The sequence below is a fragment of the Vibrio sp. nBUS_14 genome, from assembly GCF_051201655.1.
In the GTDB taxonomy this organism is placed as follows: Bacteria; Pseudomonadota; Gammaproteobacteria; order Enterobacterales; family Vibrionaceae; genus Vibrio.
This window is the reverse complement of the sequence record NZ_CP179206.1, coordinates 3,557,956-3,583,214: the sequence shown is the minus strand read 5'-3', so window position 1 is coordinate 3,583,214 and position 25,259 is coordinate 3,557,956. Positions and strand designations below refer to the sequence as shown.

Sequence of the window (25,259 nt, the reverse complement as noted above, 5' to 3'; positions counted from 1 at the left end):
AATGGATACTCATGTTTGGCTTGCTTATGTCGTCACGGCGATTTTGTTTAGTTTGGCTCCGGGCTCTGGTACCGTTAATTCAATCAGCAATGGGCTAAGTTATGGCACCAAGAAGTCGCTCGTGTCGATCGCAGGCTTACAGCTCGGTCTAGCATTTCACATCATGCTGGTGGGTGCAGGCATTGGTGCATTAGTCGCTCAATCCGCGTTGGCGTTCACTATCATCAAATGGGTCGGTGTGGCTTATCTTTTGTGGTTGGGCATTCAAAAGTGGCGTGATAATTCTAGCTTGGTGGCTTCAGAAGAGAGCACAACATTATCGAGCGGAAGATTGTTGAGAAATGCCGTGCTGGTTAATCTTACCAACCCGAAATCTATCGTATTTTTGGTGGCACTGTTTCCTCAATTTATCGATCCGACACAGCCTCAGGCTCCACAGCTATTAGTGCTTGGTGTAACGACTGTATTCATTGATAGCGTGGTTATGTTGGGTTACACCTCATTAGCTTCACAAATGGGGCGTTTTATTCGTTCTGATCGCGTAATGGGTAAGATAAATAAAATATTTGGTGGTATGTTCATGGGCTGCGGGGCTTTGCTGGCTGCCGCGAAAGCTTAGTTTAGGCAATAGAGTTATCGTTAAACCAATAGAGTTATCAATAAATGACCGCTACCTACGTTGCTAGACAACCTATCTTAAATCGTAACAAGAACACGCTTGGTTATGAGCTGTTGTTTCGCGATGGAGAAAGGAATGCCTATCCTGCGCATATTGAGTCTAATCGAGCAACGTATCGTCTGATTGTTGAGAACTTCTTATCGGTTGGACTCAACCCTTCGATCCCATCTTCACGCTGCTTTATTAACTTCCCGTATCAAAGTTTGATCCGTCGGCTGCCTTTGAGCTTGCCTAAAGACAAGGTGGTGGTTGAGATCCTTGAAACCTGCCAACCGACAGACCAGTTATTAGAAGCTGTTAAAGAACTTTACCAAGCGGGCTACATGATTGCCCTAGATGATTTTACTTCGACGCCAGAATGGGAACGTTTCCTAAAATACACGCATATTGTGAAGCTCGATATTATGCAAATGGGCTTGGATGAAGCGTGTGAGTTAGTTAAGGCTCACCAAGGGCAGAAGTTTAGCTTTCTGGCTGAGCGAGTCGAAACCGAACAAGAATTCCAACAAGCCAAAGAAGCGGGTTTTCGATTTTTTCAGGGTTACTTCTTCAGTAAGCCAGAGATAGTTAAAACCAAATACATCAGCCCAGAGCAGGTGATTGCTATGGAGCTGTTTCAAGAAGTGTGTAAAGCCAACGTCGATTTTCAACGAGTTGAAAATATCGTAGCCAAAGATGTGGCGTTGTCATACAAGCTTTTACGCTTCGTAAATTCCATGTCGCCGCGTCTTGAAGTGACAATTTCTTCTTTCCGTCAGGCCTTGGTTTATCTAGGGCAAGAAAAACTCAAAATGTTTGTTTCGTTGGCGGTGGCTTCTTATGTGTCAGATAAGAAACCGAAAGAGTTATACAGCTTATCGCTTCAGAGAGCTCAGTTCTGTCAGCGTATGTCTCGTTATCAGCCATTTTCAGGGCATGCTGAACAAGCCTTTATGATTGGCTTGTTTTCGTCGCTCGACGCTCTGTTAGATTTATCGCTAGAAAACCTTGTTGAACAACTCCCATTATCTAAAACCATCAAGGTCGCTTTGTTACGCAGAGAAGGGCCATATGGAACGCTTTTAGCGCTTGAAGAGAGCTTTGAACATGCTGATTGGCAACAGATTGATAAGCACTGTGCTCATTTGGGACTGAATGTTGAGCAGGTCAAAACCGAACTCACTGAAGCTCAACGCTGGAGTCATAACGTAACCAATCAGCTCTGATTTCTCTTCGTTAAATTTTTATGACAATTGAAACGCACGCCTTGACGTGCGTTTTTTTATAACTAATATATACGCATATCCATATATGAGTATATAGCTATGCTTCCTCACCAATTTTTTAAATTACTGTCTGATGAAACGCGAGTGCGTTGCTTAATGTTGATAGTGCGCAATGAGTGCTTGTCTGTTGGTGAACTCACTCAGGCATTACAAGAAAGTCAGCCAAAGGTTTCCCGTCACCTAGCACAGTTGCGCTCAAATGGCATTTTGACGGATGTTCGCCAAGGACAGTGGGTGTTCTACCGCCTTGCCAAAGATTTACCGGGTTGGATGCTAAAGTTAATTGATGACCTTATCGCATCGAACTGTTTGAAAACTGAATACCAACAAGATATTGAGCGTTTAGAAGCGATAACTTCACGCCCTCAATGTTGCGTTTAAATACATTAAAACTTATTGCCGAAATAGTTGGAGTTGCAGCTAGGCGACAAGTGAACTTATCCCTATGAGCATAGATATCCTATGTGATTTGGGCGGCCGGTGTTCCGGTAAGTGAACGCAGTCAACAACGCTGCGGCTTCAAATATGAAAGCAATTAACTGAGAGAACAGAAAATGACAGTCAAAGTAGGTATTAATGGTTTTGGCCGTATCGGCCGTCTAGCACTTCGCGCAGCATTCGATTGGGCTGAGCTAGAATTTGTTCAAATCAACGATGTTGCTGGCGATACAGCGACACTGGCTCACCTTCTAGAGTTCGATTCAGTTCAAGGTCGTTGGAACCACGGAGTGTCTGTTGAAGGCGATGAGATGATCATCAACGGTCAACGCATCAAAACCACCAAAGAGCGCGACATCGACACGGTCGATTGGTCTGGCTGTGATGTGGTGATTGAAGCGACCGGTGTTCACCGTAAGGCATCTTTCCTGAACAAATACCTTGAGCAAGGCGTGAAGCGCGTTGTGGTATCGGCACCAGTGAAAGAAGAAGGCATTGCAAACATTGTTGTTGGTGTGAACGACAACATCTTCGACCCAGCTGTACACAAAATCGTAACCGCAGCGTCTTGTACAACCAACTGTCTCGCGCCTGTGGTTAAAGTGATCAATGAGAAGTTAGGTATCGAAAACGCAGCCTTCACTACTATTCATGATCTAACCAACACGCAAACTATTCTTGATGCGCCCCATAAAGACTTACGCCGTGCACGTGCATGTGGCATGAGCCTTATCCCGACAACGACGGGCAGCGCTAAAGCGATTGTTGAGATCTTCCCAGAGCTTGAAAATCGCATCAACGGCCACGCAGTTCGTGTACCACTAGCGAACGCTTCTCTGACTGACATCATTTTCGAAGTGAAGCAAGACACAACAGCAGAAGAAGTTAACGCGATGCTGAAAGAAGCTTCTGAGAACGAACTGAAAGGCATTCTCGGTTTTGAAGAGCGTCCGCTGGTTTCTATCGATTACAAAGGCGACCAACGTTCAACGATCGTAGATGCACTATCAACCATGTTAGTTGGTAAGCGCATGGTTAAGATCTACGCTTGGTACGACAACGAGATGGGCTACGCAACGCGCACCGCTGAGTTAGCACGCACAGTCGGCCTCGCTTAATACTCTTCATACTTGAAGCTGCAAGCGTTGTTAACTGCGTAAGTTCACCGGATCGCCGGCCGCCCTAATTACATAGGAAATCTATGCTCATAGGGCTGAACTTCATTTCTTTGTAGGGAAAACGTTACCTAGCTGCAACTCCAATTATTTTGAGTATCGGTCTATATATAAAAGAATTTTAAGAGATTGATGATGACAAATTCTCAAGTACACCCAACATGGCAACTAGATTTAGACACTGGTGCGTTAGTGCTTACTCCGTGTCCAGGTACTAAAGAAGCTGACTTAGATGCATCTTTAACGCAACTTAAAGCGCAAGGTGTGGAAGCGATTGTGACAGCTTTAGACAGTGAAGAACTGGCGAGCAAGAACGTTGCTGAATTAGGCGAGAAAGCGCAAGCACTAGGCATGCAATGGTTCCAAATCGAAATAGAAGACGACTGTGCACCGGGTGCTGATTTTGCTGCGAAATGGCAAGCAGCGAGCCCTGCACTACACCAAGTCGTGGATAACGGTGGCAAGGTAGCGATGCACTGTATGGGCGGTTCTGGCCGTACTGGTTTGTTGGCTGCACATCTGCTGTTAGAGAAGAGTTGGGACCTGAATAAGATTGTTCAAGAAGTTCAGGCGCTTCGTCCAGGTGCTTTTACTAAACCCATTCAGGTTGAGTACATTAATGGCGTAGCGAATAGCTAGTAAGCCATGGTTGTTATACAAGGAGCTTTTGGTATCTGGAGTATTGAACTTATCATGATCCAAAAGCTCTTTTTGTTTAGATTGCAGAGATAGCGTTATGTTTTCAAATCTAAGTAAGAGCGTTCGCCAATACATGTTGGTGACTTTCAACTACTGGAATTTCACCATTACTGATGGTGCACTTCGTATGCTGGTGGTTCTGTATTTCTACGACCTTGGCTACAGTTCGTTAGAGATCGCCTCACTGTTCCTTTTTTATGAATTCTTTGGTGTGGTGACTAACCTCATCGGCGGTTGGTTAGGGGCTCGTCTTGGACTCAATAAGACCATGAACATCGGCTTAGGGATGCAAGTTGTCGCCTTGGGTATGCTGGCGGTGCCAAGCGCAATGTTGACCATCCCTTGGGTGATGGCCGCGCAGGCGTTGTCTGGTATCGCTAAAGACCTCAATAAGATGAGTGCCAAGAGCTCAATCAAAACCTTGGTCCCGGACGAGCAGCAAGGCGCGCTTTATAAGTGGATTGCGATTCTGACCGGATCTAAGAATGCACTGAAAGGTGCCGGGTTCTTTATCGGTGGCTTACTGCTTTCGACGATTGATTTCCAATACGCAGTGCTAGCGATGGCTGCTGTGCTGACATTGGTCTTCATTGGCAGTTTGGTGAGCTTAGAAGCGGACATGGGTAAAGCGAAAACCAAACCCAAGTTCAAACAGATTTTCTCTAAGTCTGAATCCATCAATATCTTATCGGCAGCGCGTATGTTCCTGTTTGGCGCTCGTGACGTGTGGTTTGTAATTGCTCTGCCGATTTATCTAGGCAGCGTGTTTGGTTGGGATCACTCATGGGTTGGTGGCTTCTTAGCGGCTTGGACCATCGCTTATGGCTTTGTACAGGGCATTGCACCTAAGATTACCGGTAAAGCGCAAGGCAAGGTGCCTGATGGCCATGCAGCGCTATTGTGGACGGGTGCATTGGCTATCGTGACCGCCGGTATTGCTTATGCGGTACAGATTGGTTGGCAACCCGAGCTGGTTATCATCGGTGGTTTGATGGTATTTGGCGCCATTTTTGCGGTGAACTCATCACTTCACTCATACCTGATTGTCAGTTATGCGAAGGGCGATGGTGTGTCGCTTGACGTCGGTTTTTACTACATGGCGAATGCGATGGGCCGTCTGATTGGCACTATTCTATCGGGCTTGGTATTTCAAATGGCCGGTTTGTCTGCGTGTTTGTGGGTATCGTTCGCGTTCTTAGCTATAACGACGGTAATCTCTTTGCGCTTACCTAAGTTGCCGCAAGCGTCAGCCGCATGATCCTCATTCGCAAGAGCTAAAGTCGAACGATCTTAATTCGCGATATGCTTCTCCTTTAACAATAAGCTGACTTGGTATTTATTCCGGTCAGCTTTTTTATTGCTATAGTAGAATGATTGAATATTAATCAGGCATTTACATGAAGCAGCGAATTCTCTTTTTTGATTTAGCACGATGTGTCGCGGCTGTAGCGGTTATTGCGATTCATGTTTTAGCTCCTTATCGAAATGAGCTAGGAACCATTCCTTTCGGCGAGTGGTTAACGGCGATCACCGTCAATGGCTTCAGTCGCTGGGCTGTACCAGTGTTTATTTTGATTAGTGGCGCGTTGATGCTGAGCGATCAGCGCCCGTTTGACGCCAAATATTACCTCAAGCGCCGCCTAGGTAAGGTACTGATACCTTTTATTGTCTGGTCGCTTTTCTATACCTACCTGTCTGGTTGGTCTGCGATGGGCTTTGATGCCGACGTGAGTTGGGAGGTGTTGCTCAACAGCTACCATCACTACACCTATTACCACCTTGGTTTCTTCTATTACTTTATCCCGCTCTACTTCGTGATTCCTTTCTTACAGGTCATGGTCAGAAAGTATGGAGACAAGGCCGTTTATGGTTTCACTGCGGTTTGGTTATTTACGACTTTACTGTTCTTACTCAGGATAGATGGCCCATGGAGTCACGAGTTGTGGCTTTACACTGGCTACTTGCCACTGGGTTACCTGTTGTACAAGAAGGTGCCACTTGACAAGTTAACCGTTGGTGTGAGTGTGGGGCTTGGCGCATTGGCATTGTTAACCACAGTCTACATGGTGGTTGATGCGAGCTTAATTGCCGAGGAGTACACGGTTGGTCGTTGGTTATCTTACAAAACGCTGAATACCGTATTAGCCGCGAGCATGGTGTTTATGCTGTGTCGTTACTACGGAGAAGGGTTATCTGAGAAAAGTAACCAAGTGGTTGGCTTTATCAGTAAACATAGCTTAGGTATCTATCTGCTGCACCCTATCTTCTTGTGGCCAATGAAAGAGCTCGGTTGGTACCAAGGACACCCTGCATGGGTGATTCCATTATGGATAGTGATCAGTGGTGCAGGGGCTTTATGGATGAGCTGGCTGGTTTCTAAATCAGAGAAAACGAGTTGGCTATTGCCTTAGTGCTGCTGAGGATGGTTGTATTGAAGTGATTAACGTTTCAATGCAAAGTGTAAGAACTTATCGCCCTGGTAGGTTAGAGTTCCTTTATCTCCAGGGTTAAGAGCATGAAAGTAATGGATACCGACTTGGAATTCTCGCTTCGGTCCAACAACACCACGTTGAACGTAAATCCAGTACTCTTGATCTTCTTGGCCAGGCTCTGCGTCAGGAAGGTCGATCGACTGTTTGTCTAGTACAGTGACATTCACTTTCTTTTCTGGCGCGTTATCACCCTGCATGTGTTTTCGATAGAAACCAAGAAATACCCAAGCAGCAAGGCCAGCAAGTGCAAAGATGGCAAGAAAGAGTGAATTAGGCATAGAACCTCCATGTAGTCGTGATGGTTATTCTAGTCTTTCGGGCAATAGGGATATGTGTTTAAAGCCGCTATTCGTGAACTGCTGTAAGCTAAGCTGATTATTTTTCGGCTGATATCACATTTAATGGCAATCTTGGGATAAAGCATTGTTATTTATTGTCTCTTTCTTAAGTAAATAGCAATGAATTTGTATAAAAATAGGGAAATGCTCGACTAGAATTATAGTGTGGAGTGGGAGGGCTAAGATGACCGATATTGAAAAAGTGGTGACAAGAACTCGCAATATTGAAAAATTATTGAGACTTCAATACCACGCTGAAGGCGAAGGATTACACGAGCTTGTGACAAGCTGTGAAGAAAGGCTACCGCACGATATGGTAATCAAATTGCGTTATATCGCAACGTGTCGCAATAAGGTAGTGAATGAGCATGACGCTCAACTGGAAGACCAGCATAAATTCATCATGATGTGTAACGACTGTGAGAAGGAACTGACTCCACGAAGCGGTCGTTTTATCTGGCGAGTTGCGATCTTACTGATGATGACGATGACTTTAGCCGCAGCGGGTTTCTATTATGCGAACTGGGATGTGTTAACACTGCATCTGTTTTCGAAGTGAAAAATTGAACAAAAAAAGGGACGCCATGAGCGTCCCTTTTTTTATCTGTAACTTGCTTAGTACATCATCGGTAGTGTCATAAGACCTACAACTACCGCGATCATTACAAGTCCTTGTCTTTGCGAAGATGAAATCATAACACTACTCCTAAATTGGGTTGTCTCTCGCTATGTTTTAAAGAATAGCCCACTTATAGGTTTAGATCAATAATTACTTTCGAAAGCTCCAAAAGTAGTAGGAAACTATTGGTTTTTGGCTTTTTTGGCTCTGTTTAACTGTGTGTTTTGGTGTGTTCTTATTTTGTTCGTTGTGATTCATGTTTGTTCTTATTTTTTTTAAGTTACTGTTTTGTGTTGGCTTTTATTTGTGATTTATATTGTTAAAGGTTGTTAAACTGTATTAATAGGGGTTGGTGGTGGTGAGGTTTGATTTGGTTTTGTTTCTGGGTTTTTAGCTCGGTTTTGGTGGTTGTTTTGACTCGAGGCTTGGGAAATTATGACAGTTCTAGGTATGAGAAAAACAAGTTTCTCACTTTACAAACCTAGAGTTGCCTGGAGTTTTTTATTCGCTAGTTAAGTCTGGGTTTTTGATATTAAGTGTTTGTTTTTTGTATTTTTTGTTGTGTTGATTTTTCACTTTTAGTCGTGATTTTTGGCAGTATTTAGTGGTTTGTTGGGATTTAAATGATCAAGAAGTGTCTAAAATTTAAATCTGAGTCGTGTAACGCCGTTTTAAAGGGGTTTTACGGCGAATCGCTTTATTTTTAAACGAATCACTGCTATCTCCGCGTAATTGTCATTGCTTTAACTGAAAAGGACTCTTTTTAGTGGAAGCGTAATCAAGATCCAATTTTGAGGGGCTTAGGCTTTACATCAACACTCGTGTGCCTAGACTGGCGACGTTTTAAAGCAATAGGGCAATGGGTATGTGGAGTTGGTTAGCGGTTTCTTTATCTGGTATCGGAGCGATATCAGGGACGAAACATGGACATATCGGTCAGGCCTTAGTGTACAAGGTGTTTACCTTTGTTTTGTTGGCGGTAGTGGCGGTCACTCAATCGATCGTTGCTGAATATACTTATTGGGTTATCGCTGGCTTAGCGATCTCGGCTGTGGCTGATGTTCTACATACGGTGACTCAAAAACGACCGCTTTATTTTGTCTGTTTTTTATTGGCTCAACTCTGTTATAGCAAGGCATTTTGGCTACAACTCTCAGGAGAGATGGTTTGGTGGTTGTTTGCATTATTGTTGGCTGCCTGCGTTGTCGCTTTCTTCTTACTTCTTCCACGCTTAGATAGATTGGTTTTTCCCGTGGTCATTATGGGCATTGTGCTTATCCAGCTGGCTTGGGCATCTGGTGAGGTTTGGTTACTTGAGCCTCAGCTATCACACGCGGTTGGTTTTGCTGGCTGTAGCGTGCTGCTGCTTTCTGCATTGGCGTATGCTCTCAATTGCTATCGTAGTCCAATCAAGGGCGCTTATCTTTGGGTAACGGGCAGTTACTTCCTAGCGCACGCTCTTATCGTGGCATCTCTAACCATTTAGGGTAGAGCACTCTCAACTCTGAGCTACATCAAGGCAGGCTTGCTGAAAATCGGTACTCTACGTTTGATTCATTAAATATTGAGATAGAGTTATGACGACTGAAATTCACGCACACAACGTTTTAAACCTGCTTAGTGAGAAGTCACTGACTCGCGAAGAGCTAACACAAGAACTCGCTCAAACGTATGGCGCAGAAGCTCGTTTCCATACTTGTAAGCTAAATGGTTTAGATTTGGATGACCTGCTTAAGTTTTTCCTGAAGATGGAAAAGGTTGTGGTTGTCGATGATAAGCTTTGCACCAATCGCGAACGTGTGTGTAACCACTAATTACCAATGATTTGGTTTTTAGAGCCTTTTGGCTTTTATAGATAAGAAGAGTGGATGCTATGTTTCGGTTCCACTCCTTAAATTCTCTTTTCTACTTGCTCTCGTTAATTCCCTTTTAAATAGCATAATTTAACTCGTTTATTACTGCGTTCGAAAATCAATGTTGAGGCTGCTATACTCCGCGCACTTACGCTTTTCGAGACAAACTTATGGAAATTTTATCTGCAGCAACCATGCTGTTTCTTATTATGGACCCGCTTGGCAACCTGCCAATTGTGCTCTCAATCCTTAAGCATATCGATCCTAAGCGTCGTCGTATTGTTCTCGTTCGTGAACTGATGTTTGCACTCGTTATCTTGTTGCTGTTCTTGTTTGCTGGCCAAAGCATCATGAACTTCTTGCACGTTCAGCCTGAAACTCTGAGTATTTCTGGCGGTATCATTCTCTTTATTATTGCGATTAAGATGATCTTCCCAAGTGCAGGCAGCATTACAGGCTTAGCCGCGGGTGAAGAGCCGTTTATCGTGCCGATGGCCATTCCAATGATTGCGGGCCCATCGGTTATCGCTGCGCTGATTCTTTTGGCGACTCAAAACCCAGACCAGATGTTTGAGTTGTCTCTGTCGGTTTTACTGGCATGGGGCGTAACCTTCTTCATTCTTATGTTTAATGGTTTCTTCCTACGCATTCTTGGTGAGAGAGGCTTGAAAGCGATAGAACGTCTAATGGGCTTACTGTTGGTTATGCTGTCGACTCAAATGTTCTTAGATGGTGTGAAAAGCTACATGTCTTAGCATTTTCTTATCGTTCAATTTATTCTCGAACAATAAAAAAACGCCGCTCAAATGAGCGGCGTTTTTGTATTTATCTTTCTCGTCACTAGGCTTTCTGCATCGAGTACTGTGTACTGAAGCTTGTATATCTAGGCTCTAGCTCGATTACATCATGTGTTTGCGTCGGATATCGAGGAGGGCAAAGACTCCGAAAATCAATATTGACCACTTTTCCCAACGTGACATTTCGATCTTATCGCCGAAAGCACCGATAAAGATCAGCATCTGCAGGCCGTGCATGAAGAACAAGAATGCTGTCATGATATAAAGCGCAATCGCAGCATTACCCGGGAATGGGTAGACAATGTTGACGATTAAGATAAACCAAACAAAGGCAATGGCTGCTTTTGCTAGTGGAAGTAAGAACTTCATTCAATAACTCCTAGTCTTCAGTGGTTCGATTAAACAGACGGTAGCTCGACTGGCCCGTGGTCTTATCGCGGTGCAACTCCCAGTTCTCTGGCATCGCTTCGAGTTGTAATTCTTTTTCTGTCTCAACGTAAATGATGGCATTGTCGGCAAGCCAGCCATTGCTCTCAAGAAGCTCTACAGTTTCAGCTAATAAGCCTTTACGAAATGGAGGATCAAGAAAGACCATATCGTAAGGAGTACCCGGCTTTTTGAGGAAAGAGATTGCATCGGTGTTCACCACGTTGATGTTATCTGCTTTGAGCTCTTTTGCATTATCAGCAAGCTGTTTAGCGGCTTTCTGATTCATTTCTAGTAGTGTCACTAATTTTGCTTGGCGAGAAGCCGCTTCAAAACCTAGGCCACCAGAACCAGCAAATACATCCAAGCAGGTCGAGTGTGGGATATCTTGTGCTACCCAGTTAAAAAGAGTCTCTTTTACTCGATTAATGGTCGGGCGTAAGCCTTCTAAGTCATGAACAGGCAGTTTTCGACCTCTCCATGAGCCACTAATAATTCGAACAAAGCCTCCGGATGGCTTTTTTTGTGATGTGTTTTGCTGGCGACGTCTTACCATAGATTTTTTGACCGCTAATAAAGTGATACTATACCGAGCCCAATTTAGTTGGGTTCGGGTATTAGATAAATTTGCAATGACAAAGTGTATCAAGCTAAAAGCAAACTTATCACTGCTTTGTCATTTTTCTTTACTATTCGTTTGTACAAGCTTGTATTGTATAACAATAGCAAAGAGTCAACGTGCATTAAGTCAATGCAGTTAATTAGTAGATCTAGGAAACTCCTCTGATGACGGAAAAAAAGAAGCGCGGATTATTATCGTGGCTTGGTTTTGGTGAAGAAGAACAAAGCCCAAAAACTCAGAATGAAGCGAACGTAGAAAACGTTGAAGAGCAAACTGAAGTTGAATCACAAGTCGAGGCTGAAGCTGAAGTAGCTAAGCAAACTGAAACTCAGTCAGTTGAATCTGAGCTTGCTGAATCAGATCAAGCGCTTGAAGAGACTCAAGAAGAGCAGCAGCCTGTCCTAGCAGAAGCAGAAGCAGAAGCAGAAGCAGAAGCAGAAGCAGAAGCAGAACCGGAAGAAGTTGTTGTTCCTCAAGCTAAGATTGAAGAAGTTCAAGAGAAGCCAACAGAAAGCTTTTTTGCGCGTCTTAAGCGCAGCCTAAGCCGTACTAAAGCGAATATCGGTGTTGGCTTCTTTGGCTTGTTCAAGGGGAAGCAAATCGATGAAGATCTTTTTGAAGAGCTAGAAGAGCAACTTCTGATCGCTGACGTGGGTATGAATACTACCGTTAAGATCATTGAAAACCTGACAGAAAAAGCATCTCGCAATGACCTAAAAGATGGTGAAGCTCTATATGGTCTGCTCAAAGAAGAGATGGCAGAAATCTTAAGCCAAGTTGAACAGCCTCTTATGGTTGATACAACGAAAACGCCTTATGTTATTTTAATGGTGGGTGTGAACGGTGTGGGTAAGACGACCACTATCGGTAAGCTGGCGAAACAATTCCAAGGCGAAGGCAAAAAAGTGATGCTGGCGGCCGGTGATACCTTCCGTGCGGCTGCTGTAGAGCAACTTCAAGTTTGGGGACAACGTAATGACGTTCCTGTGATTGCTCAACACACTGGCGCAGACAGTGCTTCTGTTATCTACGATGCGATTGAAGCCGCTAAAGCACGTGGTGTTGATGTCGTGATTGCGGATACGGCAGGTCGTTTACAGAACAAGAGCAACTTGATGGAAGAGCTACGTAAGATTGTTCGTGTAATGAAGAAGATTGATGACTCTGCACCGCACGAAATCATGCTTACGCTAGATGCAGGCACTGGTCAGAATGCGATCAGCCAAGCGAAACTGTTCAGTGAAGTCGCGCCGGTAACGGGTATTACGCTAACTAAACTAGATGGTACGGCGAAAGGTGGTGTGATTTTCTCAATTGCTGACCAGTTCCAGATTCCAATTCGTTACATTGGTGTGGGTGAAGGCATTGATGACCTACGTCCATTTGAGTCGAAAGACTTTATTGAAGCACTATTTAGTCGTGAAGAGTAACTCGTGTAGCAAAGTGGTTTATCCTTAACCTGCTACCGTTTTAAGTTTGACATGAGTGATCGTAAGAGGAATTTTCGGTGATCAAATTTCAGCAAGTGAGTAAAGCCTACCGAGGCGGACGCCAGGCGCTCCAAAAAGTGGACTTTCATCTCAAACGTGGAGAGATGGCATTTTTAGGCGGGCACTCCGGTGCTGGTAAAAGTACCTTGCTGAAGTTGATTTGCGCCATCGAGCGTCCAACGGATGGCCGCGTTTGGTTTAACGACCACGATATCACTCGTATACCAGCCAAAGACATTCCCTTTTTACGCCGTAATATTGGGATTGTCTTTCAAGACCATCGCTTGCTGATGGATCGCTCTATCTTTGATAACGTCGCACTGCCTATGCGTATTGAATCTATTTCTGAAAATGAAATAAAGCGCCGAGTCAGTGCCGCGTTGGATAAAACCGGCTTACTAGATAAAGCCTGTTGTTTGCCAAGCCAACTTTCTGGTGGTGAGCAGCAACGCGTGGGTATTGCTCGCGCTGTGGTTAACCGTCCAACTCTGCTCTTAGCGGATGAGCCGACCGGTAACCTAGACCCTGAATTGTCGAACCGTGTCCTGCGCTTGTTTGAAGAGTTTAACCGCGCGGGCGTAACGATCATCCTAGCGACGCACGATATCGGGTTAGTGAACACTCGCCCCCAATACCGTCATCTTGAATTAAACCAAGGATTTTTGAGTGAGGTTGAAGATTATGACCGCTAATAAGCGCATCAAGAAACCTCACTCTAAGCGAGCCGCCAGTGACGGCTTTTTTGTTGTTCACTGGAAACAAGCCAAATCGTCTTTCTCGCAAATGTGGCAGCGTCCACTGGGTAATTTACTGACGTTGGCTGTTATCTCAATGGCTTTGGCGATGCCTGCCTGTTTGTATCTACTAGGTAAAAACGTTGGAGAAGTGGCGAAAGACGTCACCAGCCCATCACAAATCAGTGCTTATGTAGAGGATGGAATTCCTGAGCCTCGAGTGATAGTGCTGAAAGATGAGATAGAAGGCTGGGATCAGGTCGAGTTGGTTGAATACATTTCACCACAACAAGGCCTTGCTGATTTGAGCAAGTATTCTGGTTTTGATGATGCACTGACTATTTTAGATGATTACTCGTTGCCAGGTGTGTTGGTGATTACGCCAAGTGTACACAACGACAAGCAAATCAAAGAATTGGCGAGTAAGGTTAAGAAGCAAGAGCTCGTGACCGATGTTCGTTTAGATGAAGATTGGCTTGCAAGGCTGGATGCGATTAAAACACTGGCGGCCGTCATCGTGATTACATTAACCGTGCTTATGTTGGGCGCTGTGTTTTTGATTATTGGCAATACATTACGGTTTAATGTGTTGGCGCATAAAGAAGAGATTCAAACTATGAAGCTGATTGGTGCCACCGATAGCTTCATTTTACGCCCATACCTATATTCTGGAATGTGGTTTGGTGTGTTAGGCGCGATCTGCGCTTGGGTAATGACGGCGCTGATTACTGTTTTACTTAACAGTGCAGTTGATGATTTAGCTCAGCTTTACGATAGTCACTTTAGATTGATTGGCTTAAGTTGGGACGAATCATTACTGCTTTTGATCGTTGGAACCCTATTAGGTAGCGTGGCTGCGAAGCTTTCCGCACAGCGCCACCTAAAAGAAATTGAACCTGTTTAGTTGAATAGAGTCATATTTAGACGATAAATAGGCACTTTTTAATCAGTTTTTACCTTGTATAGACGAATTGATTATGCATAATTACTTCCCCCTTCTTGAATCCTGTTCATTTTAGGTTCAAGATTGTCGGGTTTTAATAGATATATTACTCCAGATCAGAGATTGATGAGGAACCGAATGGCAAACCAATCGTATCAAATGGCTTTAGTCACACAAGATAGCTTAGATAGCTATATCCGCTCAGCGAACAGCTACCCAATGCTGACGCCTGAAGAGGAACGTGGACTTGCAGAGCGATTACATTACAAAGGTGAGATCGATGCTGCGAAAGGTTTGATCCTTTCACACCTAAGATTCGTGGTGCACGTTGCAAGAGGCTACTCTGGCTACGGGCTGCCAATGGCTGATCTCGTCCAAGAAGGTAACATCGGCCTAATGAAGGCGGTGAAGCGCTTCAACCCTGAAGTGGGTGTTCGACTGGTTTCTTTTGCTGTTCACTGGATCAAAGCTGAGATTCATGAATATGTACTACGTAACTGGCGTATCGTTAAGATTGCGACAACCAAAGCACAGCGCAAACTGTTCTTTAACCTACGTAAATCTAAGAAGCGTTTAGGCTGGTTCAATAATGGTGAAGTTGAGGCTGTTGCGCGTGAACTGGGTGTTGAGCCCTCAGAAGTTCGTGAAATGGAATCTCGCTTAGCGGCACAAGATGCGACCTTTGAAGCACCGATGGATGACGACGAAGGCGGTTCTGCTTACACGGCTCCGGTTTACTACCTAGAAGACAAAGCGTCAGACGTTGCTGAAACGGTTGAAGCGGCTAACTGGGAATCTCATACCAATAATCGTTTAGGGCTCGCTTTGAAGAGCTTAGACGAACGCAGCCAGCACATTGTGCGTTCACGTTGGTTGGATGATAACAAGTCGACCTTGCAAGACTTAGCGGATACCTACAGCATCTCAGCTGAGCGTGTACGTCAGTTAGAGAAGAATGCCATGAAGAAGTTGAAACAAGCCGTTGGCGACTTCTAAGCACTAAACTAACAGCAGCATAAAAAGTTAGAATTTGAAAAGGCCGAGATCGAGAGATCTCGGCCTTTTTATTTTGGATCGAATTATCAACTTTTGCGATCGATATTTGCATTGTGATTTTGTGGATAACTCTGTGAGAAGTTTATTCGTCAGCTGTCTAAAAGCAGGGTGTAGTAAGGCTTTGGAAGGGTTTTTGGTGTGGGGATATGTTTTAAGTAACCCACAGCTAGATCAGGATCATTACTATATGTTGTGGATCCATTCTCCAAAAAACACTTTATTCACGCAATTCACAGGTTTATCCACAATCGGTGTAAAAGTGATCGCTGGTGGATAACCTTATTAAGTGGATGTGATTGTTAGCCTTGGGATAGGTTACAATGGCAGCAAAGTAAATCAGCATAAAAGAGAAAGTCATGGACCAGTTTAAACATATCGATGTTAAAGGTGCTCAAGCCCTTATAGAGCAAGGTGAAGCTCGACTTGTCGATATCCGCGATCCGCAGTCTTTTGCGGTCGCTCACTCTAAAACCGCTTATCACCTAACGAACGATACGATGGTGTCGTTTATGGATGAAGTTGAGTTTGAACAGCCTATTTTGGTGATGTGCTATCACGGCATTAGTAGCCAAGGCGCTGCACAATATTTAGTGAACCAAGGCTTCGAAGAGGTATATAGTGTTGATGGTGGGTTTGAAGCCTGGCATCGCGCAGAGCTTCCAGTGAACGCTGGTTAGTGGCGTTAAACGTTTCTCAGTAGAATGAATAGGAAGTGATAATGATTAGACTGATGGTGTTAGATAACCCGCGTCTTGCTCAAGCATTTATTGATTACATGGCTTCTCGCCAGATCCCTATTCAAATGTCTCCTGAAGGTGAGGGGCGTTTTGCTCTTTGGCTGACGGATGATCAGTATCAGGTCGAGACGGAATCAGAGCTCAATCGTTTCTTGTCTGAGCCAAACCATAAACGCTACCAAGCAGCGTCTTGGGATATGGCGGAAACTAGAAAGAGCAACTTTCATTATCACACCCCGAGTTTCATGGGCATGATAAAAGCAAAAGCTGGCCCAGTGACGCTCAGTATTATACTGGTATGTGTCGTTATTTTTGCTCTGCAGCAGATAGGTTTTGGTCAGGCAATCTTTAACGCCTTGCACTTTCCTGCGGTTGATGGGCAACAATGGCAGCTTTGGCGCTGGTTAAGTCACGCTGTTTTGCATTTCTCTGTTATGCACATTGCATTTAATATCTTGTGGTGGTGGCAACTGGGCGGAGATATTGAGAAAAAGTTAGGCGGTCTCAAACTACTTCAGATCTTTGCTGTGTCTTCTGCACTTTCTGGTGCTGGGCAATACTGGGTTGAGGGTGCGAACTTTGGTGGTCTTTCTGGCGTAGTATATGCGTTGGTCGGTTACTTGTGGGTAGTGGGTGCAAAAGCACCTCAGCTTGGCTTAGGTATCCCAAGACAAATCGTCGGCTTTATGTTGGTATGGTTAGTCTTAGGTTATATGCAGCCATTCATGGCCATCGCCAATACTGCGCATCTAGCTGGCTTAGCTGCCGGTGTGATTATTGGTTTGATTGACGCAATTAAAGCGCCGAACGCAGCAAGAAGTTAAATAATGCTCTCTCATTGATAGAGAAACGATAAAAACAAAAAAAGCGGCCACTGGCCGCTTTTTTATTGGGAATCTATTTGCGATGACTGTTACTGGTAGAGGTACTTGGTAAACAGTAAGTCAGCAATGATCGTTTTGCCTGTTTCCGGAAGCAGAATCTTATTGAGATGCTCAACTAGGCCTTTTCTTAAATCTTCACGACCAGACAGCGATTTAATGGTTTCTTCGTTTTGTTTGCCAAGTAATTCAATCACTGCATCACGAATTAAAGGTTGATGATGCTCAATGGCCGCAAGGTCATCACTGTTTGCTACCATGATGTCGAGGCGTACCTGAATATAGCCAAGATTTTTACCTTTAGTGTAAAAATTGGTAGTGAGGTCAGGCTCTAGTGTGAAGTAGGCGAGTTTAGGTCCAGACTCTTCTTCTGCAAAACTTGATGCTGAAAAGAGTAGGGTAATCGCAAGAAATATTTGGGTTACATAACGTTTGTGCATATTTGTGATTTTTCTTTAGTTTATTCGCGATATTCGAAACGCGTTTGTCTTGTTACAATGAGCGGTCTAAATTTAAATACGTTTACAATTCGAAGAACGCTTTAATTTTGTTCGAAAGTTGAAGCTTTATTGTACGTGTAAAGTCACCTATTGAATACTAGTATGAATCAGCCAATATCGCTGTATCTTAATTCGTTAATGAATGTAGATTGGCAAAGTACAGAAACATTTGATTTTCCTAATGAAACCACCAAAGAGTGGCTGATGGAGCAAGGTTCTCTTTCCCGTAAGTTGGCCAAGAGCTGTCAGCACCTGTCTGTTGAGTTGCTTCATAACCAAGTTGTAGAACGCTCAAGGCTACAACAAGACGAGGAACATCTTTTATCATCGTTTGATTGCTTGCTGCGTAAAGTAATTTTAAAGGGTGATGATACCCCGTGGGTGTTAGGTCGTACCCTAATTCCCAGAGTCACGTTAGACGATCAGCATTCAGACCTTTCTCAACAAGGTAATATTCCGCTTGGTTTAACGGTTTTCAGCGCAGAGAACGTGAAGCGAGATGCGCTGCAAGTCGGTTGGGTTATTGCTGGCGATGAACGATTGCTCGCACGCCGCTCTCGATTATGGATGAACCACAAGCCAATGCTTGTGGCAGAGCTGTTTTTACTCACAGCCCCAATTTACTCTAAGGAGAATGTGTAAATGCTGGCCACCAAAGCGAAAGCGTATTGGCAGTTAACGCGAATGAATCGCCCAATTGGTACCTTATTACTCCTTTGGCCGACCTTATGGTCTCTGGTTATTGCCGCACAAGGCATGCCAGATTTTGATGTCTTGGTTGTTTTCGTACTCGGCGTCGTGTTGATGCGCTCGGCGGGCTGTGTGATCAATGACTTTGCTGATCGTAAAGTCGATGGTCATGTAAAACGTACCAAGCAGCGCCCATTGCCTTCAGGTTTAGTTTCCAGTAAAGAAGCGATATTACTCTTCTTAGTGCTGGCGGTGGTTTCATTCTTGTTGGTGTTAACCATGAACCCGTTGACGATTAAGCTTTCTGTTATCGGTGTTGGATTAGCCTTTATCTATCCTTTTATGAAGCGCTTTACACATCTTCCACAACTGTTTCTTGGGTTAGCTTTTAGTTGGGCGATTCCAATGGCATGGGCTGCTCAAACCAATGAACTACCAAGTGTAGTGTGGTTTATTTTCGTGATTAATGCGCTTTGGACAATAGCCTACGACACACAATATGCGATGGTTGACCGAGATGATGACCTTAAAATTGGTATCAAATCGACCGCCATTTTATTTGGCCGCTTCGACAAGCTTATCGTTGGCTTCTTACAATTAGTGACACTGGCAATGTTGATTGCGCTAGGCATGCATTACCAGTTGGGTGATACCTTCTATTGGGCGTTGTTAGTGGCAGGCAGTTTGTTTGTGTATCAACAACATTTGATGCGTCATCGTGACCGAGACTTATGTTTCCAAGCTTTTCTAAACAATAACTACGTTGGAATGGCAGTGACAGCAGGCTTATTCATTACCTTCTGGTAAGTTTTGGTCATTGAATCAGCTCCAAATAAAAAGGCACCCATTGGGTGCCTTTTTCGATCGTGTTCAATCAAACCTTGAACAGATATTCACGGTATAGCAAGAGATTACTCTGCTTGGTGAATACTCTCTTGAATAGTCAGACGGACCTCTGGGTAAAGCATCGAGTAAAGAAGCTTAGCGAATTGCTGAGTCTTTTCTATATAACAGTTACCATCGTTATCAAGGTATTGCTGCTGTTTCAGTGTTGCAAACATCGAGGCGAATACACCTTTGTCGAAAAACTCTGGAGCGTTGATACCATGTAAACGCCCCAGTCGTTGCGCGATGTCTTGGCTCTTCTGTTCAAGATCGGATTTATCAAGATCAGGGTTCTCTGCCAACAGATTCAACGCAATTGAGTAACGCTGTAAAGTTTCTGAAATCGTGCGACCTAATAGCATCAGTGCTTGGCTATTTGATTGGTTGATCGTTACTCCACCGTCAGAAACGACAATCATGCCTTGGCTGACTAGTTCATTAATGATGTTCGCAACCACATCTTCAAGCTGATCTTCGTCATAGCTTAAGAACAGCTCTTTCTTCAAAAACGGGTAGATCGCCGCGACATTCTTTTGAATATTCGCGATTGAGATACCACGCTGGCGAATTGTCATCTGAGCAATCAGTGATGGCAGTGCAAACAAATGGATGATGTTATTACGGTAGTAAGTCATTAGAATAGATTGGTGACGATCAAGTGAAATGATGTCGCCCATCGTGTCTGATTCAATCAAGAACTTGTTCAATGACTCTGCGTGTTTGACTAAGTCTTCAGCACTGTCTTTAGGCACTGTGAAAGTATCCGAGTAAGGAACGTTCTTAAGCAGAGACAGGTAGCAGTTGATTTGCGAAACTAGAGAATCACGAGACAATGCACGCTGTCGAGATGAGAGTAGCGCGGTCGCACAGAGTGTCAGTGCATTAGTCGCTGCTGCATCGTTAATGTGCGTCATCATCTTAGTCGCCAGATCGTTAACCACAGGATTCATCCATTGTGGTTTGCTGGTGCCCATTGGATCGATGTCTTTAGTCCACTCTGGTGCGTGCTCGTTCAGATATTGGTTAAGTTGGATCGGCTCACCGAAGTTCACATAACCTTTACCAAAGTTGCGTAGCTTACGCAGAGTACGAATCACAAGGCTCGCATTCTCTTTCTCTTTGCGCTTACCACGAAGCTCTTTCGCATAAGTAGCCACTTCCATTACGTGTTCATAACCGATGTACACCGGAACCAAAGTAACAGGGCGGTTCATGCCACGCAGCATGGCTTGAATGGTCATCGCTAGCATGCCCGTTTTCGCTTGCAGTAGACGACCCGTACGAGAGCGACCACCTTCACTGAAGTATTCAACTGAGTAACCTTTAGCGAACAGTTCGGCTAGGTATTCACGGAAAATCGTAGAGTACAGTTTGTTGCCTTTAAAGCTACGACGAATGAAGAACGCACCGCCGTGACGGAAAATAGGACCGGCAGGGAAGAAGTTGAGGTTGATACCCGCAGCGATATGCGGAGGAACCATGCCTTCATGATAAAGTACGTAAGAAAGCAGTAAGTAATCCATGTGGCTACGGTGACAAGGCACGTAAACAATTTCGTGTCCGTCTTGAGCTAGCTTACGAACCGTTGAAGCGTTGCTAATATGCAGACCTTGGTACAACTTATTCCACAACCAACCAAGAATCTTCTCACCGCGTTTAATTAATGAGTAAGAGAAGTTAGCTGCGATCTCATCCATGATGTCCTGAGCTTCTTTGCTCGCTTTCTCTATGGAAATATTTTTTGCTTCAGCTTCGTCTTCTATCGCCTTCTTGATTGCTGCTGATTTTAATAGGCGATCGAACAGTGCTTGGCGGCTTGGCAGGTTAGGACCTGATGCTGCAAGCTTTTGACGTGAGAAGTGAATGCGTGCCACACGAGCAAGCTTATGCGCGATAGTGCTATCGGTGCCGTGTGAGTTAGCCATGTAGCGTAGAGAGACAACTGGGCTAAAACGAACCAGACAGTCACGACCAGCCAGCAATACGGCTTTTGATTTTTCTAAGCCGTTCATTGCTTGTAGGTAAGGTTTCTGGTTATTCTCTTTACCCGGCTTACGTCCCCACAATACCGTCGCTGGGATAACTTGAACATCAAGCTCTGAGTCTTCAGCATGCAGTGAAAGCAGCTCAGAGAAAACTTCAATTGAAGAGCTTGGAACATAGTCATCATCTTGCAGCAATGTTTTGCGGGAAGAGATGAACACGAAGCGTTGCAGTGATTTGCCGTTTATTTCAAGCTTGCTAAAAGGATCGGGTAAGCCCAATTCCAGCGCGTGCTTTTGCAGCGTAAGTAGGTCGACACTTGAGCGAAATGGTAAGGCGTATACAATCGGTTTGCCTAAATCAATGTTCAAATCCTCAACTGGATTTGAAGGTATTGATGTGCCCTTTACCAAAACGGATAAAGGTAGCTTCATTAATGAACGTGAAAAAGATTGTCCAGAAGACATATAGGTTCACTGCCTCAATAGTTATTTCAATGTGCTTAAGCGTATTTCTATTTCTATGATGAAAGGATAAATCCTGTGAGTGAAATAGGGATAAGCCTAGGCGTAAATTTAATCGATGCAAGAATACCAGAAACTGGTCTAACCTTTTAATGGAAATAGTCATATTGCCGTTAAGTTTGTGGAAAATCATTCATCGACTGATTGAGTATAGGGTTAAAAATGACCAAAAAATCAAACACCGGATTCAAACGTATCGTGAAAGCGGCGGGCTTTTCATGGCAAGGCATCACGAGCTCGTTTAAAAACGAGGCGGCATTTCGACAAGAAGTATTCATGGCCGCAGTACTTATTCCGTTGGCGTTTTACTTAGATGTAAGCCAAGTTGAGAGAATCTTGATGATTTCAGCAGTCGTGTTGGTGATGGTTGTCGAGTTGATCAATACGGCGATTGAAGCGGTCGTTGATCGGATTGGCAGTGAACATCATGAGTTAGCGGGCATGGCTAAAGATGCCGGTTCTGCTGCGGTTTTTGTCTGTTTAGGCTTGGCGGGTTATGTTTGGCTAGACATTTTATGTTTGTGATTTTTGAAAAATGAACTAAAAACAACCAATTGCTTTGCTTTTGTTCGGTTACTGGATATACTCACAGTCAACTGTATAAAAAGACAGGTGAATCATGAAGCCCTTAACGCCCCGCCAACAACAAGTTTTCGATCTTATCAAAAGTAAGATTGACGATTTCGGTATGCCACCGACACGCGCAGAAATTGCACGCGAACTAGGCTTCCGTTCTGCTAATGCTGCAGAAGAACATTTGAAAGCTCTTGCTCGTAAAGAAGCGATTGAGATTATCCCGGGTGCGTCTCGCGGTATTCGTATTTTGCTTGAAGATGCAGCGAACGAAGAGCAAGGTTTACCATTAATCGGTCAGGTTGCCGCTGGCGAGCCTATTTTGGCTCAAGAGCATGTAGAAATGCATTACCAAGTTGACCCAGGTATGTTTAAGCCACAAGCTGACTTCTTACTTCGCGTAAATGGCGAAAGTATGAAAGACATCGGTATTATGGATGGCGATTTATTGGCCGTGCATAAAACACAAGACGTGCGTGATGGACAAGTGGTTGTTGCTCGCGTCGACGATGATGTAACGGTAAAACGTCTAGAACGTAAAGGTTCTACCGTTCTGTTACATGCTGAAAATGAAGAGTTTTCTCCAATTCACGTGGACTTAGAATCCCAACACCTGTCTATTGAAGGACTTGCGGTTGGTATTATTCGTAATACGGACTGGATGTAGTCATTACAAGCAGCTTATTGATATTTATTCTCAATAACTTGTTATTGTAATTGATATTCATTATCATCTTCTTTGTCGAGATACAAGGAAGATGATGATGCCAAACTCAACCAAACCTCAAATGAAGCCGCTTGTTCGTAAGCCGCGCTCCTCTGATCAAAAGGCTTCTTCTGATCGAGGGTCTGCACATCAAGAATTTCAAGTTCCGACCAATCTCGTTCAACACCTTTGGTTTCGCAGTCGCGAAAGTCTTGCCGATGATGGTCTAGTTTATGATCCTATTGCAGCTCAAGCCTGCAAGCGTTGCCAACTAGCCCCTGAATGTCTTACTGGTGAACTCGACCAACAACAACTTCTCTATGCCACATTGACTCAGCTTTGCGATTCTCAGGTACAGCAGTTTTTATCTCATAACCCAGATGCTTGGATCATTAATGTTGGTGCTGGGCTTGATACGCGTTTCTACCGTTTAGATAATGGCCGTTGTCATTGGGTTGAATTGGATGTCACAGAGAACTTAGTTTGGCGCCAACGCTTGTTCCACAAAAATGAACGCTATCGTCTGGAGTGTGGCTCGGTTGACGATCTGACGTGGCTCGATGAACTGAACATCCCAGAGCAAGCCTCAGTAATGGTGGTATGTGAACACGCTCTGCTTGATTGCCATGAACAGCAGACGGCACATTTTATTCAGTCTCTCAGTCGTTATTTTACTCACGCCCACGCCTGCTTAGTATTGGCTGGAGATAAGAGCTCAAGTACGTTGGGGCAGAAGCTGGGATCTGGTGAGTATGCTCACGGGTTGTCTTCACCAATAGACAGCGTCCTTAACTGGTTGCCATGGGCGCAATGGGTTAAATCGTTTTCACCTTTAGAACAGCAATGTAATCGTTGGAAGTTGTGGCAGCGATTGTTGTGTAAAATTTCTCAGTTTAAAAAGCGTTTAACGCCTCAATTAGTACTCGTTAAATGGTAATGCTAGCTTTTTCTATCAACAGATAGCTTGGCAAAAGCTAAGCAAGACATAAAGTACACAACATAGTGAAAGCACACCCACTAGGTTAAACTATCGTCTCTAATCAAAGAGGTGATCGTGAAGTTATTTAATCTCCAAACTATTTTCCAAACTCTATCCAATCAAGCGATACACAAAAAAGTGCTGTTGCTCGCGATCCCGATGGTTCTTTCCAATATTACGGTTCCTCTATTGGGTTTAGTCGACGCTGCGGTTATCGGTCACTTAGAGCATTCTTGGTATTTAGGTGGTGTGGCCTTGGGTGGCACTATGATCAGTGTGACTTTTTGGTTGCTTGGCTTCCTCCGAATGTCGACGACCGGACTGGCTGCCCAATCTTATGGGGCGAATGATGGCAAGCAGCTTGGCTTAGTGTTTGTGCAAGGCGTGACCATGGCACTAGGGTTTGCTGGTGCCTTTTTGCTATTGTATAGCTTTGTTGCGGATGCGGTTTTCTCTCTGAGTAGTGCCAGTGAACAAGTGAAACACTATGGTCAGCAATATTTCTCTATCCGAGCATGGAGTGCGCCTGCTGCGTTGACTAACTTTGTTTTGTTAGGTTGGTTACTCGGAACCCAAAATGCCAAAGCACCCATGTGGATGGTGATCATTACTAATATCACCAACATCGTTTTAGATATCGTATTTGTGATTGGCCTCAGCTGGCAAGTTGAAGGCGCTGCGTTAGCATCGGTGATTGCGGACTATGCGGGTCTAACGTTTGGCTTAATTTGTGTTTATCGAATCTGGATGAAGAGGCAATTGCCATCCCCATGGGAGCTGCTTAAGAAAACCAGCCAAGGCTTGAGTCGCTTTGTGAAATTGAATCGCGACATCTTTCTGCGCTCATTATGTCTGCAAGCCACTTTTACTTTTATGACTTTCCAAGGTGCAAGCTTTGGTGATGATGTGGTGGCAGCCAATGCAGTATTGATGAGTTTCTTGATGATTATCTCTTATGGGATGGATGGTTTTGCCTACGCAATGGAAGCCATGGTCGGTAAAGCGATCGGCGCGAAAGATAAAGATGAGCTCAATCAGTCTTTGATAGGCACCGTCTTCTGGAGCTTCAATATTTGTTTGATACTAGGGCGCGTTGATCTTTCGTGAGTGTTTTTTGAACAGCATGGTAAAGAGTTATAATTTGCTTCGCCAAAAGTAAAACCATAACCAATACC

27 protein-coding genes and 1 pseudogene are annotated in these 25,259 nt (G+C 44.2%); 23 read left to right on the top strand and 5 right to left on the bottom strand.

The annotated features are described in order from the left end of the window. The first annotated feature begins 1 nt into the window (after position 1). The 7 genes from rhtB (at position 2) to ACMAZD_RS16870 (ending at position 6,667) form a co-directional block, all read left to right on the top strand. Complete coding sequence (gene rhtB / locus ACMAZD_RS16900; RefSeq protein WP_435248012.1) at positions 2–619, top strand: homoserine/homoserine lactone efflux protein; 618 nt, start codon at positions 2–4, stop codon at positions 617–619. Positions 620–663: 44 nt separating this feature from the next. Then, a complete protein-coding gene (locus ACMAZD_RS16895; protein WP_435248011.1) occupies positions 664–1,884 on the top strand; it encodes an EAL and HDOD domain-containing protein in 1,221 nt (406 codons plus the stop codon). A gap of 99 nt (positions 1,885–1,983) precedes the next feature. Continuing rightward, positions 1,984–2,325 carry an ArsR/SmtB family transcription factor gene (locus ACMAZD_RS16890; RefSeq protein ID WP_435248010.1) on the top strand — a complete coding sequence of 114 codons (342 nt, stop codon included), beginning with the start codon at positions 1,984–1,986 and terminating at the stop codon, positions 2,323–2,325. A gap of 173 nt (positions 2,326–2,498) precedes the next feature. Then, complete coding sequence (locus ACMAZD_RS16885) at positions 2,499–3,500, top strand: ArsJ-associated glyceraldehyde-3-phosphate dehydrogenase (RefSeq protein ID WP_435248009.1); 1,002 nt, start codon at positions 2,499–2,501, stop codon at positions 3,498–3,500. Between the two features lie 186 nt (positions 3,501–3,686). Further along, positions 3,687–4,196, top strand: coding sequence for a cyclin-dependent kinase inhibitor 3 family protein (locus ACMAZD_RS16880; protein ID WP_435248008.1), 510 nt, complete (start codon positions 3,687–3,689; stop codon positions 4,194–4,196). Positions 4,197–4,293: 97 nt separating this feature from the next. After that, complete coding sequence (gene arsJ, locus ACMAZD_RS16875; protein WP_435248007.1) at positions 4,294–5,514, top strand: organoarsenical effux MFS transporter ArsJ; 1,221 nt, start codon at positions 4,294–4,296, stop codon at positions 5,512–5,514. 139 nt (positions 5,515–5,653) lie between these two features. Continuing rightward, positions 5,654–6,667 carry an acyltransferase gene (locus ACMAZD_RS16870; protein WP_435248006.1) on the top strand — a complete coding sequence of 338 codons (1,014 nt, stop codon included), beginning with the start codon at positions 5,654–5,656 and terminating at the stop codon, positions 6,665–6,667. Positions 6,668–6,696: 29 nt separating this feature from the next. Here the strand turns inward: ACMAZD_RS16870 and ACMAZD_RS16865 are convergent, their stop codons facing one another. Further along, a complete protein-coding gene (locus ACMAZD_RS16865) occupies positions 6,697–7,026 on the bottom strand; it encodes a DUF2500 domain-containing protein (protein WP_286295065.1) in 330 nt (109 codons plus the stop codon). A 244-nt stretch (positions 7,027–7,270) separates the two neighbouring features. On the opposite strand from ACMAZD_RS16865, the gene ACMAZD_RS16860 reads away from it, so the two are divergent. The 4 genes from ACMAZD_RS16860 to ACMAZD_RS16845 all read left to right on the top strand — a co-directional run bounded on the left by ACMAZD_RS16860 (position 7,271) and on the right by ACMAZD_RS16845 (position 10,313). After that, positions 7,271–7,645, top strand: a complete 375-nt coding sequence (locus ACMAZD_RS16860) for a DUF4145 domain-containing protein (RefSeq protein ID WP_435248005.1) — start codon at positions 7,271–7,273, stop codon at positions 7,643–7,645. Between the two features lie 925 nt (positions 7,646–8,570). Then, positions 8,571–9,191 carry a lysoplasmalogenase gene (locus ACMAZD_RS16855; RefSeq protein ID WP_435248004.1) on the top strand — a complete coding sequence of 207 codons (621 nt, stop codon included), beginning with the start codon at positions 8,571–8,573 and terminating at the stop codon, positions 9,189–9,191. 91 nt (positions 9,192–9,282) lie between these two features. Further along, positions 9,283–9,519: a YecH family metal-binding protein gene (locus ACMAZD_RS16850; protein ID WP_435248003.1), complete on the top strand. Its 237-nt coding sequence runs from the start codon at positions 9,283–9,285 to the stop codon at positions 9,517–9,519. A gap of 209 nt (positions 9,520–9,728) precedes the next feature. Then, positions 9,729–10,313, top strand: a complete 585-nt coding sequence (locus tag ACMAZD_RS16845; protein WP_029223649.1) for a YhgN family NAAT transporter — start codon at positions 9,729–9,731, stop codon at positions 10,311–10,313. Positions 10,314–10,457: 144 nt separating this feature from the next. On the opposite strand, the gene ACMAZD_RS16840 is transcribed toward ACMAZD_RS16845, so the two are convergent. Then, a complete protein-coding gene (locus ACMAZD_RS16840) occupies positions 10,458–10,724 on the bottom strand; it encodes a DUF1145 domain-containing protein (protein ID WP_435248002.1) in 267 nt (88 codons plus the stop codon). Between the two features lie 10 nt (positions 10,725–10,734). Then, on the bottom strand, positions 10,735–11,337 hold the full coding sequence (rsmD, locus tag ACMAZD_RS16835; protein WP_435248001.1) for a 16S rRNA (guanine(966)-N(2))-methyltransferase RsmD: 603 nt from the start codon (positions 11,335–11,337) through the stop codon (positions 10,735–10,737). Positions 11,338–11,567: 230 nt separating this feature from the next. Between rsmD and ftsY the strand changes: the two genes are divergently transcribed. From ftsY to glpG, 6 genes are all read left to right on the top strand, one after another. Further along, positions 11,568–12,833 (top strand): signal recognition particle-docking protein FtsY, encoded by a 1,266-nt coding sequence (ftsY, locus tag ACMAZD_RS16830; protein WP_435248000.1) that lies wholly within the window; start codon positions 11,568–11,570, stop codon positions 12,831–12,833. 77 nt (positions 12,834–12,910) lie between these two features. Continuing rightward, the gene (gene ftsE / locus ACMAZD_RS16825; RefSeq protein WP_435247999.1) at positions 12,911–13,585 is read left to right on the top strand and encodes a cell division ATP-binding protein FtsE; all 675 of its coding nucleotides are present in this window, start codon (positions 12,911–12,913) and stop codon (positions 13,583–13,585) included. Continuing rightward, positions 13,575–14,531 carry a permease-like cell division protein FtsX gene (ftsX, locus tag ACMAZD_RS16820; RefSeq protein WP_435247998.1) on the top strand — a complete coding sequence of 319 codons (957 nt, stop codon included), beginning with the start codon at positions 13,575–13,577 and terminating at the stop codon, positions 14,529–14,531. Before ftsE ends, ftsX begins: the two co-directional genes overlap by 11 nt. A 177-nt stretch (positions 14,532–14,708) precedes the next feature. After that, positions 14,709–15,566, top strand: a complete 858-nt coding sequence (gene rpoH / locus ACMAZD_RS16815; RefSeq protein WP_029225660.1) for an RNA polymerase sigma factor RpoH — start codon at positions 14,709–14,711, stop codon at positions 15,564–15,566. 416 nt (positions 15,567–15,982) lie between these two features. Continuing rightward, complete coding sequence (gene glpE, locus ACMAZD_RS16810) at positions 15,983–16,303, top strand: thiosulfate sulfurtransferase GlpE (RefSeq protein ID WP_017104726.1); 321 nt, start codon at positions 15,983–15,985, stop codon at positions 16,301–16,303. A 41-nt stretch (positions 16,304–16,344) separates the two neighbouring features. Further along, positions 16,345–17,187, top strand: a complete 843-nt coding sequence (glpG, locus tag ACMAZD_RS16805; protein ID WP_435247997.1) for a rhomboid family intramembrane serine protease GlpG — start codon at positions 16,345–16,347, stop codon at positions 17,185–17,187. Positions 17,188–17,276: 89 nt separating this feature from the next. Here the strand turns inward: glpG and ACMAZD_RS16800 are convergent, their stop codons facing one another. Beyond that, entirely contained in the window at positions 17,277–17,684 is a 408-nt protein-coding gene (locus tag ACMAZD_RS16800) for a flagellar basal body-associated protein FliL (protein WP_435247996.1), read from the bottom strand. A gap of 162 nt (positions 17,685–17,846) precedes the next feature. Here ACMAZD_RS16800 and ACMAZD_RS16795 point away from each other — a divergent pair, with 162 nt between their 5' ends. Both ACMAZD_RS16795 and ubiA read left to right on the top strand, forming a co-directional pair. After that, a complete protein-coding gene (locus tag ACMAZD_RS16795; protein WP_435247995.1) occupies positions 17,847–18,386 on the top strand; it encodes a chorismate lyase in 540 nt (179 codons plus the stop codon). Continuing rightward, the gene (gene ubiA / locus ACMAZD_RS16790; RefSeq protein WP_435247994.1) at positions 18,387–19,241 is read left to right on the top strand and encodes a 4-hydroxybenzoate octaprenyltransferase; all 855 of its coding nucleotides are present in this window, start codon (positions 18,387–18,389) and stop codon (positions 19,239–19,241) included. It abuts the gene before it with no gap. A gap of 104 nt (positions 19,242–19,345) precedes the next feature. Here ubiA and plsB read toward each other — a convergent pair whose 3' ends face one another. Next, positions 19,346–21,769, bottom strand: a complete 2,424-nt coding sequence (gene plsB, locus ACMAZD_RS16785) for a glycerol-3-phosphate 1-O-acyltransferase PlsB (RefSeq protein WP_435247993.1) — start codon at positions 21,767–21,769, stop codon at positions 19,346–19,348. 219 nt (positions 21,770–21,988) lie between these two features. On the opposite strand from plsB, the gene ACMAZD_RS16780 reads away from it, so the two are divergent. The 4 genes and pseudogenes from ACMAZD_RS16780 to ACMAZD_RS16765 form a co-directional block, all read left to right on the top strand. After that, entirely contained in the window at positions 21,989–22,351 is a 363-nt protein-coding gene (locus tag ACMAZD_RS16780; protein ID WP_435247992.1) for a diacylglycerol kinase, read from the top strand. A gap of 94 nt (positions 22,352–22,445) precedes the next feature. Further along, the gene (lexA, locus tag ACMAZD_RS16775) at positions 22,446–23,066 is read left to right on the top strand and encodes a transcriptional repressor LexA (protein WP_017104719.1); all 621 of its coding nucleotides are present in this window, start codon (positions 22,446–22,448) and stop codon (positions 23,064–23,066) included. Between the two features lie 97 nt (positions 23,067–23,163). After that, complete coding sequence (locus ACMAZD_RS16770) at positions 23,164–24,042, top strand: class I SAM-dependent methyltransferase (RefSeq protein ID WP_435247991.1); 879 nt, start codon at positions 23,164–23,166, stop codon at positions 24,040–24,042. Positions 24,043–24,159: 117 nt separating this feature from the next. Next, a pseudogene (locus ACMAZD_RS16765) lies at positions 24,160–25,170 on the top strand (MATE family efflux transporter); the annotation flags it as partial. Between the last annotated feature and the right edge of the window lie 89 nt (positions 25,171–25,259).

Bases quoted from the DNA above. Each gene is read 5' to 3' on its own strand.
- ACMAZD_RS16885 (WP_435248009.1), top strand. From the start codon at position 2,499: ATGACAGTCAAAGTAGGTATTAATGGTTTTGGCCGTATCGGCCGTCTA.
- ftsX (WP_435247998.1), top strand. From the start codon at position 13,575: ATGACCGCTAATAAGCGCATCAAGAAACCTCACTCTAAGCGAGCCGCC.
- ACMAZD_RS16845 (WP_029223649.1), top strand. From the start codon at position 9,729: ATGGAAATTTTATCTGCAGCAACCATGCTGTTTCTTATTATGGACCCG.
- ACMAZD_RS16800 (WP_435247996.1), bottom strand. From the start codon at position 17,684: ATGCACAAACGTTATGTAACCCAAATATTTCTTGCGATTACCCTACTC.
- ACMAZD_RS16850 (WP_435248003.1), top strand. From the start codon at position 9,283: ATGACGACTGAAATTCACGCACACAACGTTTTAAACCTGCTTAGTGAG.
- ACMAZD_RS16780 (WP_435247992.1), top strand. From the start codon at position 21,989: ATGACCAAAAAATCAAACACCGGATTCAAACGTATCGTGAAAGCGGCG.
- ACMAZD_RS16870 (WP_435248006.1), top strand. From the start codon at position 5,654: ATGAAGCAGCGAATTCTCTTTTTTGATTTAGCACGATGTGTCGCGGCT.
- plsB (WP_435247993.1), bottom strand. From the start codon at position 21,769: ATGTCTTCTGGACAATCTTTTTCACGTTCATTAATGAAGCTACCTTTA.
- glpG (WP_435247997.1), top strand. From the start codon at position 16,345: ATGATTAGACTGATGGTGTTAGATAACCCGCGTCTTGCTCAAGCATTT.
- ubiA (WP_435247994.1), top strand. From the start codon at position 18,387: ATGCTGGCCACCAAAGCGAAAGCGTATTGGCAGTTAACGCGAATGAAT.
- rsmD (WP_435248001.1), bottom strand. From the start codon at position 11,337: ATGGTAAGACGTCGCCAGCAAAACACATCACAAAAAAAGCCATCCGGA.
- ACMAZD_RS16865 (WP_286295065.1), bottom strand. From the start codon at position 7,026: ATGCCTAATTCACTCTTTCTTGCCATCTTTGCACTTGCTGGCCTTGCT.
- ACMAZD_RS16860 (WP_435248005.1), top strand. From the start codon at position 7,271: ATGACCGATATTGAAAAAGTGGTGACAAGAACTCGCAATATTGAAAAA.
- ACMAZD_RS16840 (WP_435248002.1), bottom strand. From the start codon at position 10,724: ATGAAGTTCTTACTTCCACTAGCAAAAGCAGCCATTGCCTTTGTTTGG.
- ACMAZD_RS16855 (WP_435248004.1), top strand. From the start codon at position 8,571: ATGTGGAGTTGGTTAGCGGTTTCTTTATCTGGTATCGGAGCGATATCA.
- ACMAZD_RS16895 (WP_435248011.1), top strand. From the start codon at position 664: ATGACCGCTACCTACGTTGCTAGACAACCTATCTTAAATCGTAACAAG.
- glpE (WP_017104726.1), top strand. From the start codon at position 15,983: ATGGACCAGTTTAAACATATCGATGTTAAAGGTGCTCAAGCCCTTATA.
- lexA (WP_017104719.1), top strand. From the start codon at position 22,446: ATGAAGCCCTTAACGCCCCGCCAACAACAAGTTTTCGATCTTATCAAA.
- arsJ (WP_435248007.1), top strand. From the start codon at position 4,294: ATGTTTTCAAATCTAAGTAAGAGCGTTCGCCAATACATGTTGGTGACT.
- rhtB (WP_435248012.1), top strand. From the start codon at position 2: ATGGATACTCATGTTTGGCTTGCTTATGTCGTCACGGCGATTTTGTTT.
- ftsY (WP_435248000.1), top strand. From the start codon at position 11,568: ATGACGGAAAAAAAGAAGCGCGGATTATTATCGTGGCTTGGTTTTGGT.
- ACMAZD_RS16795 (WP_435247995.1), top strand. From the start codon at position 17,847: ATGAATCAGCCAATATCGCTGTATCTTAATTCGTTAATGAATGTAGAT.
- ACMAZD_RS16890 (WP_435248010.1), top strand. From the start codon at position 1,984: ATGCTTCCTCACCAATTTTTTAAATTACTGTCTGATGAAACGCGAGTG.
- ACMAZD_RS16770 (WP_435247991.1), top strand. From the start codon at position 23,164: ATGCCAAACTCAACCAAACCTCAAATGAAGCCGCTTGTTCGTAAGCCG.
- rpoH (WP_029225660.1), top strand. From the start codon at position 14,709: ATGGCAAACCAATCGTATCAAATGGCTTTAGTCACACAAGATAGCTTA.